The following is a 15,295-nucleotide window of genomic DNA, read 5'->3' as shown; positions in this document are numbered from 1 at the left end:
GCATGACGCAATCAGCAACCAGCAGAGATAACCCGGCAGGAGGCCAGCCTGCCACCAACAGGGAACCTTTTACCCCCTGGTACCGGGAACCCTGGGCCTGGTACATCGTGGTTATTTTGCTGGTCACCTTTGCCTGGGGCGGCTTTCAGGTCTACACCGCCTTTACCCATCAGGACAGCGTGGTGATTGATGACTATTACAAAAACGGCAAAACCATCAACCAGGACATGACCCGGATTGAAAATGCCCGAAGCCTGGCCGTTGCCGGTACACTGACCATTGATGAATTGATCGGCGAAGTCCGGGTGACGATGCAGGGAAATCCGGAGGTGTGGCCCGGGCAGCTAAAACTCAGCTTTCTTTCTCCGGTATTTAAAGACAAAGACAGAACCATTGTGCTGAACCGCTCCTTTGGCATCAGCGCCAAATCAGCCGCAGATTCTAACCCGGCACAACCCGGGCAAAACCCAATGTATGTTGGCCAGCTGGACGCCCTGGTTACCGGTCGTTACTACCTGCAACTGGAAACCCTGGATGAGCTGATTCCGGAAGTGGGCTATGAGACCGGCTGGAAGATCACCCTGGAGGCCGTCGTCTCACCGGGAACCCCAACTACCCTGAAAAACCCGGATGCCTGATGACCGATACCCGTTGCTTTCATTGCACACTGCCGGTCAGCCAGCCGGTGGTATTTTTTGCAGACGTTGAAGGCACACTGCAGCCCATGTGTTGCCCGGGCTGCAAGGCAGTGACCGAGGCCATCGTGGCCGGCGGTCTGGAGAATTATTACCGGCACCGTACCGAAAGCGCCAACCAGGTCACTGACCTGAATCAGCGACTTCAGGAAGAACTGCAGATCTATGACCGTGCAGAGGTGCAAAAGGATTTTGTCAGACCCGCAGGCCCGGCTTCCCAAAGCCAGGATAACCACCTCACTGCCAGTCTGTTGATAGACGGCATCACCTGCGCCGCCTGTATCTGGTTATTGGAAAACCATCTGGAATCATTGACGGGTGTTGCCCGGGCCAGTGTCAACCTCAGCACCCATGAGGCACAGATCACCTGGGATAACAGCGAAATCCCCTTAAGTACCATTCTGCTGGAAATTCACAAAATCGGTTACAAAGCGTTCCCCTGGCGTGCCGACCAGCAGGAAGCCCTGCTGAAAAACGAAAACCGCACCTTTATACGACGGCTTGCCATTGCCGGTATTGGTGCCATGCAGGTGATGATGTATGCCATCGCCCTCTATTCCGGTGCCATCAGTGACGATATGCCGGACATTTACCGGGACCTGATCCGGATCTTCAGCGCCGTGATTGCCACGCCTGTGGTGTTGTACTCTGCTGCGCCCTTCTTCAAGGCGGCCTGGCGGGATATCAAAATACGGCATCTCGGCATGGATGTTCCGGTATCCATTGCCATTGGTGGCGCTTATCTGGCCAGCCTGTGGGCAACCTTCTCCGTTTATTTCCTTGCTGATGGCTCTATTTATTCCATCGCTGATGGCTCTATTTATTCCACCGCTGAGGGCTCTGGCGAAGTCTACTACGACTCCGTTTCCATGTTTACCTTCTTCCTGCTGACCGGTCGCTACCTTGAGCTTCGTGCCCGCCATGCAACCGCCAGGGCTGCACGGGCGCTGACCAATCTGCTGCCGCCCAGCTGCCTGAAAGAAGTCAACGGTCACTATCAGCGCGTCCCGGTGGCCGATCTGCAACCAGACGACAAGGTTAGAATTCTTCCCGGCGATGCCATTCCCGCAGATGGCATTCTGATCAGTGGCTCCACCAGCGTGAATGAAGCCATGTTGACCGGAGAGTACCTGCCCATCGAAAAGCAGCGTGGTGACACACTGCTGTGCAGCAGTATCAATGTGGACCATCCCATTGAGCTTAAGGTAAGCAAAGTAGGCGAAGAGACCCGGGTAGCCGGCATTATCCAGCTGCTGCAACGGGCACAGCAGGATAAGCCCGCCATCGCGAAAATTGCCGATAAGGTGGCCGGCTGGTTTGTTGCCTGTGTGTTGCTGGTGGCCATTTGTGTGTACTGGGGCTGGTCCGGCATTGCGCCACAAGACGCGTTCTGGATTACCCTGTCGGTTCTGGTGGTGACCTGCCCCTGCGCCCTGTCCCTGGCCACCCCTGCCGCCCTGACTGCGGCTACCGGCTATCTGCACCGCCTTGGCCTGCTGGTGACCCGTGGTCATGTTCTGGAAGGCCTGAAAACCATCGACCATGTGATCTTTGATAAAACCGGCACCTTAACCAAAGGGGAACTGTCGTTAAGCCAGGTGGTTTCTCTTGATAACGGCAACAGTTCAAAAGAAGCGTTGCTTCAGCGGGCAGCAGCCCTGGAAGCACACTCTGAACACCCTATCGCCAGAGCCTTTTTCTACACCGTTGAGTCATTGCATGAGCAGGCTCGCGAGGTGAAAAACCATCTTGGCCAGGGGATAGAAGGCACCATTGGCAACCGCCTTTACCGCATCGGACGACCCGACTTTGTCTGTCCATCCGGCAATGTGGCAACGCCAGAACAGGATGGACAGTGGTTGCTGATGTCAGAAAGTACTGACCAGAAACTCTGGCAACCGCTCTGCTGGTTCAGGATTACCGACAGCCTGCGCCCTGAGGCCGCCCACACAATCCAACGGCTGCAACAGATGGGCAAAACCGTAACCCTGCTCAGTGGTGATGCCGAGCCGGTGGTGGCGGCAACCGCTGAATCCCTGGGTATACGGCAATGGAAGTCTGAAAGCAGCCCGGATGACAAGCTGCGCTATATCCAGACGCTGCAGAGTCAGGGCCACAAAGTCTTGATGGTTGGTGATGGCATCAATGATGTTCCCGTTCTGGCGGGGGCGGATATCTCCATGGCCATGGGCAACGCCTCAGACCTGGCGCGCACCAGTGCAGATGCAGTATTGATTTCCGGCAACCTTGAGCGACTGGCCGATGCCTTTAACCTGACCATAAGAACCCGGAAAATTATCCGGCAAAACCTGGCATGGTCCCTTGGCTACAACCTTGCCGCCCTGCCCCTGGCCGCAGCAGGCATGATTGCCCCATGGATGGCCGCTACCGGCATGGCGCTCAGCTCACTGATCGTGGTGGCCAACGCCCTGCGACTGAACCGCCCGGGAAAACTGCCCAAAGCACCGACCGAGTCAGAAGAAGTTTACGCCCACCTTGAACCCAGAGGAGCTGCCTGACCATGGAAAGCCTGATTATTCTGATCCCTCTGGCCCTGATCCTGATCGCTGTAGCGATCAAACTCTTTTTCTGGGCAGTAGACGACGGTCAGTTTGACGACCTTGAAGGGCCAGCCCACAGCATTCTTTTTGATGAGCCTCAACAGATACCAAAAGCTGATTCACATGACCATAAATGAAGTCCCCACCTTACTTTCCGCATTAACCCTGGGCATACTGGGCAGCGCCCACTGTATCGGCATGTGTGGCGGCATTACTTCCGCCCTCAGCCTCTCCCTGGCAGGCAAGTCCCGTGCACAGATCTTCTGGCTGATGCTGACCTATCATCTCGGACGAATTACCAGCTACGCCATCGCTGGTCTCCTTCTGGCCAGCATTGGCTGGTACCTGGGCGGTATCAGCCCGGAAGTAAAGATGGGACTGCGCTATTTTGCGGCCATTATGCTGATCGCCATGGGGCTTTATCTGACCGGTTGGTGGCGTGGTCTGACACATCTGGAAAAGATCGGACATAAGCTCTGGCAACATATCCAGCCCAAGGCCAAAGCACTGCTGCCCATCAAAAACTTTCCCAATGCCCTCGCCATTGGCATGCTCTGGGGGTGGTTACCCTGCGGCCTGGTCTACAGCACCCTGGCCTGGAGCGCCACTCAGGGAAAACCGGTACAGGGTGCGCTGTTAATGGCCTCATTTGGTATAGGCACCATACCCTCAGTGTTCCTGCTTGGTGCGTTCTCAAGACAGCTCAGCGGCATTATCCAAGCCAGTATCACCCGCAACCTGGCGGGGTTGCTGATTATCCTTTTTGGCTTGTGGTCTATGCCCGGCGCACACCAGAGGTGGTTGATGTCCATGCTGCACCATCACCATATGTGATAAAAGGAAAAAAAAAGTTCTGCCTCCTAGGAGGCTCTTAAAGTTTTGAATCAGAAATCAAACCAAAAGACGAGGCGCTCCGCTTTTTGCTTCTGCAACTCAGCCAACTCCAAAAAATACTTTTCCCCCAACGATTCCCTGATCGTAAGCTTGACAAACTCTTCGGGAACATCAACGCCCCTTTCTCTTAAAGGCTTGTTGTAGTCGTAAGAAACCAATTCATCAACAGACAGCCAGGAGTGGCCAGATCCACCCGTTCCCCATTCATCAGACTTGGCCTTGATGGAAAGACTGACATCTCCGGGCAGCCCCCGAGCCTCCTCAATAATGGGATACGGAGTAACATGCCAGGAGCCCCAGTCATAATCGCTTCTGACAAAACCCTCGGAAAAAAATGAAAAGACATGACGATTGCGATCTGAAAAAGGTTCGTAACCCGGGATTTCTTCCCATTGCCCGACACTATTTCTGAATTCAGCATACATATGTATGTCTGCACCCATAATTACTCCTCCTGTCTGATCAGTGACCAGGACATATTTGTGAATTTTTATGATCTAGCAGCAAAAATAGCACATTCAATGAACCCACCAATCACTATCAATCAGACCCTTTTCAGCACAACCCTGCCAGCCAAAGCATTATTTGCTCGATTAATAACCAGATGGCAGATACAATAGCCAACCTCAACAACTTCACGCCACGTTGGACACAATCCTCATCACATGCCCTAAAGACGAACCACTAAGGCATGCCAGTTCGGTTCATACCTATTGACACCGATCAAAGAACAACCTTGAAAATCTTTCTAAACTAGCCAAAAACATCATGACGTAATACCGACTGTTTTTGCCTTACCCTTTCCGGCACAAAAAGACCGACCAGAAGGCGAACACACTGACTAATAAGACATGAAGATTACCGAGAGCAATAATGAATACCGCACCAGTTTGGGATAAAGACCTGATTCACCGATACAACCACTCAGGCCCGCGTTATACCTCCTATCCCACGGCGGTGCAGTTTGATGGCAGCTTTGATATTGAGAAATATCATCACAATGCCCACTCCAGTGCCAGGGCCATCAATCCCCTGTCACTCTACTTTCATATCCCGTTCTGCTCCCATGTCTGTTATTACTGCGCCTGTAATAAAATTGTCACCAAACACCGTGGGCGCGCCAATAGTTATCTGGAATACCTGTTTCGTGAAATAGAGATGCAGGCAGCACTCTACAGTCAGGAACAGCGGGTCGAGCAACTGCACTTTGGCGGCGGCACACCGACCTTTCTGAGCAGAGATCAGATGAGGGATCTGATGGGCCATATCCGTCAGCACTTCCAACTGACCCAAAGCGATACCGCAGACTACTCCATTGAACTGGATCCCAGGGAAGTAGACTGGCCCATGATGGGCACCCTGAGGGACCTTGGCTTCAACCGAATCAGCATGGGCGTTCAGGACCTGAACCCCAAAGTTCAGCAAGCCGTTAACCGGGTTCAACCTGAAAGCATGATTCAATCCATTCTTGATGCTTCCAGGGTCATGGCATTCCGCTCGGTACACATGGACCTGATTTACGGCCTGCCTTTCCAGACCACCAACAGTTTTATGGAAACCATCGATCGTGTGGCTGATATGGCCCCGGACAGGCTATCCCTGTTTAACTACGCCCACCTGCCCCACCGCTTCAAACCACAGCGCCGAATTAATGAGCAGGATCTGCCTGCGCCGGAAGTGAAGCTGGACATTCTGCATCAGGCCACGGAAAAACTGCTGGATCAGGGCTACATCTACATCGGTATGGATCACTTTGCCCTGCCAGACGATGAACTGGCCATTGCCCGGGAAGAAGGCACGCTGCACCGGAATTTCCAGGGTTATACCACCCATGGTCATTGCGACCTGATCGGCATGGGCGTGTCTGCCATCAGCCAGGTAGGCGACACTTATATCCAGAACAGCACCGATGAAGCCCGGTACTGTGCAATGATCAATGAACAGCAGTTGCCAGTGGTTCGCGGCCTGAAGATGACCGCTGATGACAAAGTCCGCCAGGCAGTGATTACCCAGCTGATCTGCCACTTCAAACTGAACTTCAGCGATATTGAACAGCGGTTTGATATTCAATTCAGGGATTACTTCCGGGATGAGCTGGCAAGGCTGGAGCCGATGAGGGCAGACGGCCTGATCAGTCTCAATAGCGATGGCTTGCTGGAAGTACTGCCAAAGGGAACACTGCTGATCCGTAACATCTGTATGCAGTTCGACCACTATCTCCATCAACCGGAGATGAAAGAGAAGACGCTCTTCTCAAAGGTTATCTGAGTAACACTCCGGAGCAATCACCAGGCTCCGGAGCCCCTCTCCCGCCAGTACCGACAACGACTGATCATCCCGCACAGAACCGAAACCTCTCTGCAGCTCACCGGTTTATCAGAAAAAAACTGAAACTGACGACGACTTGCCACCACTATCACATTGATTTACTTGAAACATAAGTGCAAAATCTGCCATGTCCGTTAAATACCACGAACGAAAATTTAATCCTGTGACATAAGACAATGTCAGATTGATTTTCAGGGATAAAGACACACAACCACCAGGAGCCATGACCATACCATGATCAGGGTCAGCCCTGAGCTTGATAGATGACACGGCAGATGAGAGCTCACCGGAACCACCGCAGTTTATGACGCATTGCTGAAGCAGCACCAAACCCCTACCCTGGGTCTGCCCGGTTGCGTACATACCTGATTTACACTCCGGTAACACTTTTCATACACTTGGTTTTCCATAAACAGTGTCGAATTTCGCCAAATACGACTTTGAGGCCTCTCAATGACGTCAAAGCCCAACGTCCGACAGCCGAGCCATGTGGCCTGCAGAGACTGCAGCCTCAGCTCACTGTGCCTGCCACTGGCACTGAGCATTAAGGATATCGATCAGCTGGATCACATTATCAAGCGTGGGCGTCCTTTGAAAAAAGGCGAACACCTGTTTCTGGAAGGTGACCCCTTTACCAGTGTCTTTGCTGTTCGCTCAGGGGCTCTCAAAACCTACACAGCGACCAATGAAGGTGAGGAACAAATCACCGGATTTTACCTGCCCAGCGAAATTCTTGGCCTGAGCGGTATGGATACGGATACCTATCCGGTGTCGGCCCAGGCGATGGAAACCACCATGATCTGCGAGATTCCTTTTGAGCAACTGGAAACCCTTTCCGATCAATTCCCGGAATTGCGCCGACATCTGATGCGCCTGATGAGCAAGCGTATCCGTGAAGACCAGCAAATGATGATGCTGCTGTCCAAGAAAAACGCCGATGAACGTATTGCCACCTTCCTGATTAACCTGGCCAGCCGTTTTCGTCGCCGGGGTTTTTCTTCCCAGTCGTTCCGTCTGTCCATGTCGAGAAATGAGATGGGGAACTACCTGGGTCTGGCGGTAGAAACGGTTAGTCGTGTATTTACCCGATTCCAGAAAAACGGCCTGATCTCCGCCGTGGGCAAGGAAATCGAAATTCGCAACTCGGTTGAACTCTGTGCCCTGGCCGGGGGAAAAACACTGGAACCGATTGCTACCAACGCCTGACTTTATCCTCTAAAGAAGCTACCCTTTGAGGTGGCTTCTTCCTTTTTATCCATTGACTGACAGCGGCATGCTCCCTCCCATGCATACAAACGAATGTTCATCCGTTCAGGAATATCTGCGAACGCAAATCAGAACCATCGCGGACTGGCCCCATGAAGGCATCCTGTTTCGGGATATCACCACACTGTTTGAAAACCCGGAAGCCTGGCGTAAGGCCGTGGATGTCATGGTTCAGCGTTATGAGAACCAGACTTTTGATCGCATTGGCGCGCTTGATGCCCGCGGTTTCCTGCTTGGCTCGACACTGTCCTATATCATGAACAAGCCGCTGGCACTGTTTCGCAAGAAAGGCAAACTGCCAGGCAAAACCCTCAGTGTCGAGTATGACCTTGAATATGGCAAAGCCGTACTGGAAATGCATGAAGACACCATTAAGGCCGGTGAAAAAATTCTGTTAGTGGATGACCTTATCGCCACCGGAGGCACACTGCTGGCTGGGGATCAGTTGATTCGACAAGCAGGAGCCAGCACACTGGAAGCTGCAGCTATCATCAATCTGCCAGACCTCAAGGGCGCTGACAGACTCAATGCGGCGGGCATTCCAACCTATGCCCTGTGCAATTTTGCCGGTGAGTAAAACCACCCTCAGTTCAGAATTTCAGGGATGATACGATATGTCTCTTAGATCCAGGGTTAATGTCTGGATCTGAGAGCCCCTCCCGCAGTTACAGGACGCACAGACCGGGATCTACCCGGGAAAAGGACTTTGCAAATGGGAATATGCGCCAAGGAACTAAGGCACTATGTTGTTCGCCCCGCACTCAAGCATCTGGGTATGTGGAGCCCTACTGCTGAGAACCTGCTGCTTGGTACCGCAGCCAGAGAGTCCGGGCTTGGTTTTCATCTGAAACAGGCCAATCACCAGGCACTCGGTATCTATCAGATTTCTCCTCGCATGCACCGCAATATCTGGGACCTGTTTCTGGCACCAAACGCTGACTTATCCAGCAAAGTTCGGGGACTGGCCAGCCAGCGGGAGTTTCTTTCCCACCCCCATCATGAACTGGCGACCAACCTGGTTTACGCCACCGCCATTGCCTGGCTTATCTATCACCGCTGCGGTATTCAGATCGAAGATATTGATAAAGAAGACATCACTGCCATGGCCAGATTATGGCAAAAGCACTTCCACAGCAGAAACCCCGGAACACTCCAGAGCTTCTGCGAAAGCTATCAAAAGATGATTATTGAATCAGGCTGCTCCACAGAGGAGTCAACGTACTTTAACCAGGCTGCAGCCAAACCGGCATAACAGGATTCAGCCTGCCTGCTCCCTTATCGCCTTGATGATGCTCCCCTACAACCCCTTGGCCTCAGCACATTGAACACAAAGGTCAGCATAAGGCATAACCTCAAGGCGCTGAACCGGAATTTCCTTACCGCAGGACAGGCAGAAACCGTAATCGCCCTCATTTATACGATCAAGGGCGCGGTTAATTTTACCCAGTTCAATCACCGCCTCGTTACCCAGTGCATCAATAACCTCATCATTCTCCCGTTCCTGCGCCTGCTCAGACCAGTCTGCACTGTTTTTTCGGGAAGCATCCTTTTTAATTTTACCCAGACGCGTATTCAGCTCATCCCTGCGAGCCATCAACCATTTCTGCCACTTATCATGATCTGTCATTTTGCTACCCCTGCACAAAAATACTGTAGAATCCTGCTGTTTATTCTATAAAGAATGGTTGTGTCAAAAGGTCACTCTTTACCATAAAACAACGCCGAAGAACCTTATCCCCACTCACAAAAACGGATAAGGTAATTACCAACCTGCGGCGTACTGATTCTTTCCAAAATCATGAATTCAAATAGTAGATCATTGATACCGTAAACGTAATATTCAGTTTCAATCCGGAAAAACATTTTCCCACCTGGTACATCAATTCAATGAGTTTGATGTGAACAATCTCCGTTCAGCCTGAAGCGGAGTCCAGGAGGCTGACAAAGTCCCTCCTCTTGATCTCGTAACCATTAACAGGCTGAGTGGTCGATAACCAGGCATTACATCACATAAGGCAGTCGTTTCAGCCTGTCGATGCAGGATGTGTGATTGAGCTGTCTGGCAAGTACCAGGGGAGTCCTGCCATGTCTGTTTCTCACCCGATGATCTGCGCCGGCATTCAACAGCATCCTGACAACTTTCAGGTTGCCATTGAATGCCGCCATATGCAGAACGGTATTGCCGTCTTGATCGGGAATATTCAGATCCGCCTTCGCCCGAATCAGCAGGCTGAGGGAAGCATCAAATGAGAAATGAATAAAGGACATATCAACGGCATAGTGCATGGCAGTACGGCCGGAATTATCTTTAACATCAAGCTGAGCACCTACCTGGATCAGGGCTTTCAGGCTATTGCAACGGTGTTTAAGCACAGCCAGATGCAGTGCGGTCTTACCCTCTGCGTTGGTCATGTCAAGGTCGGCATCGGAGCGAATAAACATGCGCAGGCACACATAACTGCCGTAGGTGACGGCGTCGTGTAACACCGTGTTGCCAGCCGAGTCCCTTGCCGAAAAATCCACGTTAGCCTCAACAATGACCCTGACGCACCCAAGATGGTTGCATCTGGTGGCTATGTGCAGTGCTGTCATAACGCTATTGCCGTTGGTAAAGGCCTGGATATTGGCCCCCCTTCGGATCAGGGTTTGCACGCTTTCAAGGTGCCCATGATAAGCAGCAAGGTGCAGGGCATTCCAGCCACAATTGACAAACGCCTCAACGTTGGCGTTGTTATCAATCAGGATTTCCAGACACTCACTATGGTTTCGCATGGCAGCGTAGTGTATCGCCGCTCTGCCAACGGGGGTCACTGCGTCAAGGTTCGCACCTTTATCGGCAAGTAATCGCAGGCAGTGGCCATGACCACCGGTGGCCGCATGGTGAACTGCCACCCGGCCATGCCGACTGGCTATGGTCATGTTACACCCATTGCTGATGAGAATATCCATTACCGCCCTGTGGCCGGCCTTGGTCGCCAGAATCAGGGGGGTCCTGCCACGGCTGTCCACGGTATCAATAATGCCCGGGTTCCGGGCCAGTATCCTGACACACTCACAACGGCCTTCCAGGGCAGCAATATGCAGTGCTGTTCGGTCATGACTGTCCCTGGTGGCAGGGTTTGCCCCTCCCAGAATCAATGCTTCGGCAAACTGACCGTCTTCCTGCCTGGCTGCCAGATGAAGGGCGGTATGACCATCCCGGTTAGTCAGATTGAGACCCGCACCGGACTGAATCAGAAAATTAACCACATCAAGGTGGCCATTGACCAGGGCAACGTGCAGTGGGGTCATGCCGTTATTGATGGCCGGGACATCCAGCGAAGCCCCCGCTGCCACCAAAGCCCTGACGCAACCCATTTGCCCATTGCTGGCGGCCATGTACAGCAGACGGACATGATGACCTGTATCACCGGTACGAAACAGGGCAAAGACAACACTCGGGTCGAGGGTCAGCAACTGCTGAAGCTGTGCCAGGTTTCCGGAGCGACAGCAACTCAGGGGCATTGACTCGCTGTAAGCTGAGTACTCATAGAGCTTCGCCCCACCCTCTCGCATCAGTGGCAGGGCCCAATTAAGACAGACCGGGCAAGTTCGTCTGGACAACTGTCGGCTGTTAAGCCAGGGGGTCACACATTGCTCGTGATAGCGATGGCGACAAGGGGTAACCACTACCCTGCTGTGTCCAAACAATCCAACCAGACAAATCGGACAGACATCGTTTAATGGTTGCCCTGTCGGGTTGGAAACCGGAGAAATTGAATTTTCCATCAGTATTCAGGTCACCGTGTACCCGGTTGAATTCATGGACAACCGGTGATTTCATAAACACTATTGACAGAAAAATTGTGGACTGGTTCCTGAAAGGCAGCACAGAAGCTGACCTGCCTGCTATTGGCGCACCTTGGCAATCTGATCTGAATTGAACGTTCGCATAGCCTGGCTGCACAGCCTCTCAGCTTGAGAGGCCGGGAAATTAAATAGTAATAATTTTTACCATGTCAATATCGGTATCGATTGGATCAGGAATATTCCCGGAAAAGATCGTTTGATTGTCCTCATGCTCATAGGACTTGCGCTCGCCAGAACGATCCATTTTAAGATCCTTGAAATTGAACAGCTCAGTATCAGCCATCTGGGATGGCGCTATATTTTGCATAGCCGTAAAAATTGACTCGATCCTGCTCGGATTCTTTTTTTCCCACTCAGCCAGCATGGCTTTGATATTCTGACGCTGCAGGTTCTTTTGTGAGCCACACAGGTTGCATGGAATAATCGGGAACGCCATTTGCTCAGCAAACCGTTTGATATCCTTCTCGCGGCAATAAGCCAAAGGGCGAATCACCACGTTCCGTCCATCGTCTGATAGTAACTTGGGTGGCATGGCGGCCAGCCGGGAGCCATAGAACATATTAAGAAACATGGTCTCTACGATGTCGTCCTTATGGTGGCCAAGGGCAATTTTGGTTGCGCCGATATCTTCGGCAAAGGCGTACAAAGTGCCACGGCGCAAGCGCGAGCATAAACCACAGGTGGTTTTACCCTCCGGTATCTTCGACTTAACCACCGAATAGGTATCCCTGTTAATAATATGATAAGGAACATTCAGGCCATCCAGGTATTCCGGCAGGATATGCTCAGGAAAGCCCGGTTGTTTCTGATCCAGATTCACCGCCACTAAATCAAAGGTTATCGGTGCACTTTTCTGGAGACTCTGCAAAATATGAAGCATCGTGTAGCTATCAGCGCCACCCGATAAACAGACCATCACTTTGTCGCCATCCTCGATCATATTGAACTCTTCAATAGCCTGACCTGCGTGGCGGCGCAACCTTTTTTGCAGCTTGTTAAATTCTGTCTTTGCAGTTCCGGAAAGAGAAGTCGTCATATTATCCTGAGGGAGTCTAAGGAAAAATTTGATTATAACTATCTGTCAATCTTTCACCAATCAGACCGATTGCTATCCCGTTACGGACTTTCACTACAGGGGATTCTGAAACCAGCTCAAATGGAATAAGTTATGGGATATCCCCGCCCCGGAAAGGTATCCACCGAGCCATTCAAGACCCACAACTTAAAACGGCTCAACGCCAGCAGCCACTGAAAATGGATAAAACCCGGTATTGATTAACAAAAGCAAAATCAATATATTTAAAATCAAATTCTGCATAGCAGAATAATAAGGAAATGATAACATGCCCGATGCCTATATCTACGACGGTGGTCGTAGACCTTTCGGCCGAGACGGTGGGGCGCTCTCATCGATCCGTCCGGATGACCTGTTGGGTGACATCATCAGGACTCTCATTCAGCGCAATGCTTTCGACCTGAATCAATACGAAGACGTTATCGCAGGTGGCACACAGCGGGTTCCCCGTCTGGCCGGGGTAAAAAACGCACTGAATCTGATGACGTCAGGTCAACCCCTGGAAAAATTGGCAGGCACAAGGCAGTTAAATATCCAATATGAATGACCAATATGCCACTCTGAAAGGAATAATCTTTGCCCTGCTCTCAGCACTGGCATCCACTACCGCGGGTGTTGCCACCAAGGTGGTAGCCGATGCAGTTCCCATCTCTATGGTTGTTTTGTTTCAGTACGGCATCTGCCTGCTTATTCTTATCCCTTTGCTGTTGAAACACCCTCTTCGCAACTGGTATACAAAACACCCGGTTATTCATGCTGTCCGGGGGATTTCCGGCTGGCTGTGTTTTTTTACCTACTATCTGGCGATTCAACATACCCCCCTGGTGGACGCCTCTCTGCTGCGTAACACGGCACCGTTATTTGTGCCATTATTTGTCTGGGCCTGGATAAAAATAACCATTCCGGGGGGGCAGTGGCTGCCTATTATTGTTGGCTTCCTGGGTATTCTGCTGATCTTGCGACCGGACGCAGAAGGCATTGAATACTGGCATATCGTCGGGTTGCTGTCCGGCGTGTTTCTGGCGCTTTCCATGGTCAGCACCCGGGTCCTTTCAGGCACGGAATCGACCCATGTGATTTTGTCTTACTATTTTTTGATATCGTTTCTTAGCAGCATCCCGTTAGCTATCCTTGACTGGCAGCCTATTCCTTACTGGACACTGCCCTATTTGCTCTTTATTGGTGGTTCTATCTCGTTGACCATGTGGTGTTATACCCGGGCATTGACACTTGCCAGTGCCGTCATCGTGGCACCTATAAACTACTCCGGTGTTGTATTTTCAGGAATTATGGGCTGGCTGATCTGGAGCCATATTCCTGACGGGTTTGCGCTGACAGGAATTGTGCTGGTCATCGCAGCCGGGCTGATTACGGCGTTCTGGAACAGCGGCAGCGCCAGGCAACAATAGATGGATGTTAACCGACAAACCCCGGAGATTTACCCGATACTTCTGATTTACCTATGTTATAAATGTTTAATCCTTTAACCAGTATTGATAATGGCCTTTAATTTGCGGGGAGCGGAACTCCACCCCCTGCAGAGCGTACACAATAGTAGAAGACACACCACATATGAATGAAATTATTGACCTGCCAAGAGAGAAAGGGGGGGAGAAAGACAGGAAATTCGTTGAGGCGCTGGCACGTGGCCTGGATTTGCTGCGGGCTTTCAACCAACAGGGCGGCGTTCTCGGCAATCAGGACCTTGCCAGAATTACCGGGCTTCCCAAACCAACCATCTCCCGCTTGACTTACACATTGACCCAGCTGGGCTATCTCACCTACTCGAAGCACCTGGAAAAATATCAACTGGACGTCGGTGTGCTGGCACTGGGTTACGCCTACACCTCCAACCTCAACGTACGTAAAATTGCCAAGCCTTATATGGAAAAAATGGCCACTCAAGCCAATATCTCTGTAGGACTGACCGTACGTGAGCGTCTGTCGATGATTTATGTTGAAAATTGCCGCAATGAAAAAACGCAGGCTCTGCGCATGGATGTTGGCTCAAGATTGCCACTGGCAACATCATCCTCCGGGCGCGCCTTTCTGGCCGGCCTGTCAGACGGTGAAAGACATCAGATCCTGTCACTGATGGAGCAGCACTCAGGTGATCACTGGCCAGCCTGGCAAGAAAGCATCAGCAAGGCTATTGATGAGTATCAGGAAAAAGGCTTCTGTACATCCCTTGGCGACTGGAGCAAAGATGTTAATGCCGTTGCTGTCCCGCTCAAACTTCTGGACGGCCGGGTTATGGCAATCAACTGCGGTGGTCCGAAATACCTTATCTCCGATGAGATGATCATGCAGTCATTGGGGCCACAGCTGGTTCATGTGGTGCGGGATATTGAGGCTACCGGGGTATAACCCATAAATAACACGGCTTGAATACTGTCCTATCCTCGTTTCCATGCTCCACGTGGGAACGAGCACATAGCACTTAATTGAGATAAAATAAAAAATCGAACACACATTTCGCTGTGCAGTATTGCATATTGATTTCAACCATATCCTCAGGCTAAGATCACAAAGCACTGAAATCTTCGATACAAGAATTCAATAACAACAAAAACCTGAAACCGACTACTGAGGGCAGTAGTGGCAAGAAGGAGCAGGAGACCTTAGCA

15 protein-coding genes are annotated in these 15,295 nt (G+C 51.4%); 11 read left to right on the top strand and 4 right to left on the bottom strand.

The window, feature by feature from the left end; translation table 11 throughout:
- Positions 1-2 precede the first annotated feature (2 nt).
- From ACO6VE_RS10295 to ACO6VE_RS10280, 4 genes are read left to right on the top strand one after another with little or no spacing between them, the layout of a single operon-like run.
- The gene (locus tag ACO6VE_RS10295; protein WP_422461157.1) at positions 3-638 is read left to right on the top strand and encodes a FixH family protein; all 636 of its coding nucleotides are present in this window, start codon (positions 3-5) and stop codon (positions 636-638) included.
- Positions 638-3,214 carry a heavy metal translocating P-type ATPase gene (locus tag ACO6VE_RS10290; RefSeq protein ID WP_422461155.1) on the top strand — a complete coding sequence of 859 codons (2,577 nt, stop codon included), beginning with the start codon at positions 638-640 and terminating at the stop codon, positions 3,212-3,214. The genes ACO6VE_RS10295 and ACO6VE_RS10290 overlap by 1 nt, the downstream gene beginning before the upstream one ends.
- A 2-nt stretch (positions 3,215-3,216) precedes the next feature.
- Positions 3,217-3,393 (top strand): cbb3-type cytochrome oxidase assembly protein CcoS, encoded by a 177-nt coding sequence (gene ccoS, locus ACO6VE_RS10285; protein WP_422450863.1) that lies wholly within the window; start codon positions 3,217-3,219, stop codon positions 3,391-3,393.
- Entirely contained in the window at positions 3,380-4,090 is a 711-nt protein-coding gene (locus ACO6VE_RS10280; RefSeq protein ID WP_422450862.1) for a sulfite exporter TauE/SafE family protein, read from the top strand. Before ccoS ends, ACO6VE_RS10280 begins: the two co-directional genes overlap by 14 nt.
- A gap of 50 nt (positions 4,091-4,140) precedes the next feature.
- On the opposite strand, the gene ACO6VE_RS10275 is transcribed toward ACO6VE_RS10280, so the two are convergent.
- On the bottom strand, positions 4,141-4,593 hold the full coding sequence (locus ACO6VE_RS10275; RefSeq protein WP_422450861.1) for a hypothetical protein: 453 nt from the start codon (positions 4,591-4,593) through the stop codon (positions 4,141-4,143).
- A gap of 430 nt (positions 4,594-5,023) precedes the next feature.
- Here ACO6VE_RS10275 and hemN point away from each other — a divergent pair, with 430 nt between their 5' ends.
- The 4 genes from hemN to ACO6VE_RS10255 all read left to right on the top strand — a co-directional run bounded on the left by hemN (position 5,024) and on the right by ACO6VE_RS10255 (position 8,996).
- Entirely contained in the window at positions 5,024-6,418 is a 1,395-nt protein-coding gene (hemN, locus tag ACO6VE_RS10270; RefSeq protein WP_422450860.1) for an oxygen-independent coproporphyrinogen III oxidase, read from the top strand.
- A 513-nt stretch (positions 6,419-6,931) separates the two neighbouring features.
- A complete protein-coding gene (gene fnr / locus ACO6VE_RS10265; RefSeq protein WP_422450859.1) occupies positions 6,932-7,684 on the top strand; it encodes a fumarate/nitrate reduction transcriptional regulator Fnr in 753 nt (250 codons plus the stop codon).
- Between the two features lie 79 nt (positions 7,685-7,763).
- Positions 7,764-8,321: an adenine phosphoribosyltransferase gene (locus ACO6VE_RS10260; protein WP_422450858.1), complete on the top strand. Its 558-nt coding sequence runs from the start codon at positions 7,764-7,766 to the stop codon at positions 8,319-8,321.
- Positions 8,322-8,456: 135 nt separating this feature from the next.
- Positions 8,457-8,996: a hypothetical protein gene (locus tag ACO6VE_RS10255; RefSeq protein WP_174783948.1), complete on the top strand. Its 540-nt coding sequence runs from the start codon at positions 8,457-8,459 to the stop codon at positions 8,994-8,996.
- A 45-nt stretch (positions 8,997-9,041) separates the two neighbouring features.
- Here the strand turns inward: ACO6VE_RS10255 and ACO6VE_RS10250 are convergent, their stop codons facing one another.
- From ACO6VE_RS10250 to ttcA, 3 genes are all read right to left on the bottom strand, one after another.
- Positions 9,042-9,371, bottom strand: a complete 330-nt coding sequence (locus ACO6VE_RS10250) for a TraR/DksA family transcriptional regulator (protein WP_101748834.1) — start codon at positions 9,369-9,371, stop codon at positions 9,042-9,044.
- A gap of 374 nt (positions 9,372-9,745) precedes the next feature.
- On the bottom strand, positions 9,746-11,512 hold the full coding sequence (locus tag ACO6VE_RS10245) for an ankyrin repeat domain-containing protein (RefSeq protein ID WP_422450857.1): 1,767 nt from the start codon (positions 11,510-11,512) through the stop codon (positions 9,746-9,748).
- A gap of 205 nt (positions 11,513-11,717) precedes the next feature.
- Positions 11,718-12,629 carry a tRNA 2-thiocytidine(32) synthetase TtcA gene (ttcA, locus tag ACO6VE_RS10240; protein ID WP_422450856.1) on the bottom strand — a complete coding sequence of 304 codons (912 nt, stop codon included), beginning with the start codon at positions 12,627-12,629 and terminating at the stop codon, positions 11,718-11,720.
- Positions 12,630-12,936: 307 nt separating this feature from the next.
- Between ttcA and ACO6VE_RS10235 the strand changes: the two genes are divergently transcribed.
- The 3 genes from ACO6VE_RS10235 to ACO6VE_RS10225 all read left to right on the top strand — a co-directional run bounded on the left by ACO6VE_RS10235 (position 12,937) and on the right by ACO6VE_RS10225 (position 15,035).
- Positions 12,937-13,215 (top strand): hypothetical protein, encoded by a 279-nt coding sequence (locus ACO6VE_RS10235; RefSeq protein ID WP_422461153.1) that lies wholly within the window; start codon positions 12,937-12,939, stop codon positions 13,213-13,215.
- Positions 13,208-14,077 (top strand): DMT family transporter, encoded by an 870-nt coding sequence (locus ACO6VE_RS10230; RefSeq protein WP_422461151.1) that lies wholly within the window; start codon positions 13,208-13,210, stop codon positions 14,075-14,077. Before ACO6VE_RS10235 ends, ACO6VE_RS10230 begins: the two co-directional genes overlap by 8 nt.
- 163 nt (positions 14,078-14,240) lie before the next feature.
- Positions 14,241-15,035, top strand: coding sequence for an IclR family transcriptional regulator (locus ACO6VE_RS10225; RefSeq protein ID WP_422450852.1), 795 nt, complete (start codon positions 14,241-14,243; stop codon positions 15,033-15,035).
- Positions 15,036-15,295: the final 260 nt, after the last annotated feature.

This window comes from Endozoicomonas sp. ALB115 (genome assembly GCF_049310245.1).
Classification (GTDB): Bacteria; Pseudomonadota; Gammaproteobacteria; order Pseudomonadales; family Endozoicomonadaceae; genus Endozoicomonas.
The sequence above is the reverse complement of the archived record's forward strand: the minus strand, read 5'-3'. Positions and strand labels throughout refer to the sequence as shown.

Coding starts and splice junctions, on each gene's coding strand:
- ACO6VE_RS10295 (WP_422461157.1), top strand. CDS start 3: ATGACGCAATCAGCAACCAGCAGAGATAACCCGGCAGGAGGCCAGCCT.
- ACO6VE_RS10290 (WP_422461155.1), top strand. CDS start 638: ATGACCGATACCCGTTGCTTTCATTGCACACTGCCGGTCAGCCAGCCG.
- ccoS (WP_422450863.1), top strand. CDS start 3,217: ATGGAAAGCCTGATTATTCTGATCCCTCTGGCCCTGATCCTGATCGCT.
- ACO6VE_RS10280 (WP_422450862.1), top strand. CDS start 3,380: ATGACCATAAATGAAGTCCCCACCTTACTTTCCGCATTAACCCTGGGC.
- ACO6VE_RS10275 (WP_422450861.1), bottom strand. CDS start 4,593: ATGGGTGCAGACATACATATGTATGCTGAATTCAGAAATAGTGTCGGG.
- hemN (WP_422450860.1), top strand. CDS start 5,024: ATGAATACCGCACCAGTTTGGGATAAAGACCTGATTCACCGATACAAC.
- fnr (WP_422450859.1), top strand. CDS start 6,932: ATGACGTCAAAGCCCAACGTCCGACAGCCGAGCCATGTGGCCTGCAGA.
- ACO6VE_RS10260 (WP_422450858.1), top strand. CDS start 7,764: ATGCATACAAACGAATGTTCATCCGTTCAGGAATATCTGCGAACGCAA.
- ACO6VE_RS10255 (WP_174783948.1), top strand. CDS start 8,457: ATGGGAATATGCGCCAAGGAACTAAGGCACTATGTTGTTCGCCCCGCA.
- ACO6VE_RS10250 (WP_101748834.1), bottom strand. CDS start 9,371: ATGACAGATCATGATAAGTGGCAGAAATGGTTGATGGCTCGCAGGGAT.
- ACO6VE_RS10245 (WP_422450857.1), bottom strand. CDS start 11,512: ATGGAAAATTCAATTTCTCCGGTTTCCAACCCGACAGGGCAACCATTA.
- ttcA (WP_422450856.1), bottom strand. CDS start 12,629: ATGACGACTTCTCTTTCCGGAACTGCAAAGACAGAATTTAACAAGCTG.
- ACO6VE_RS10235 (WP_422461153.1), top strand. CDS start 12,937: ATGCCCGATGCCTATATCTACGACGGTGGTCGTAGACCTTTCGGCCGA.
- ACO6VE_RS10230 (WP_422461151.1), top strand. CDS start 13,208: ATGAATGACCAATATGCCACTCTGAAAGGAATAATCTTTGCCCTGCTC.
- ACO6VE_RS10225 (WP_422450852.1), top strand. CDS start 14,241: ATGAATGAAATTATTGACCTGCCAAGAGAGAAAGGGGGGGAGAAAGAC.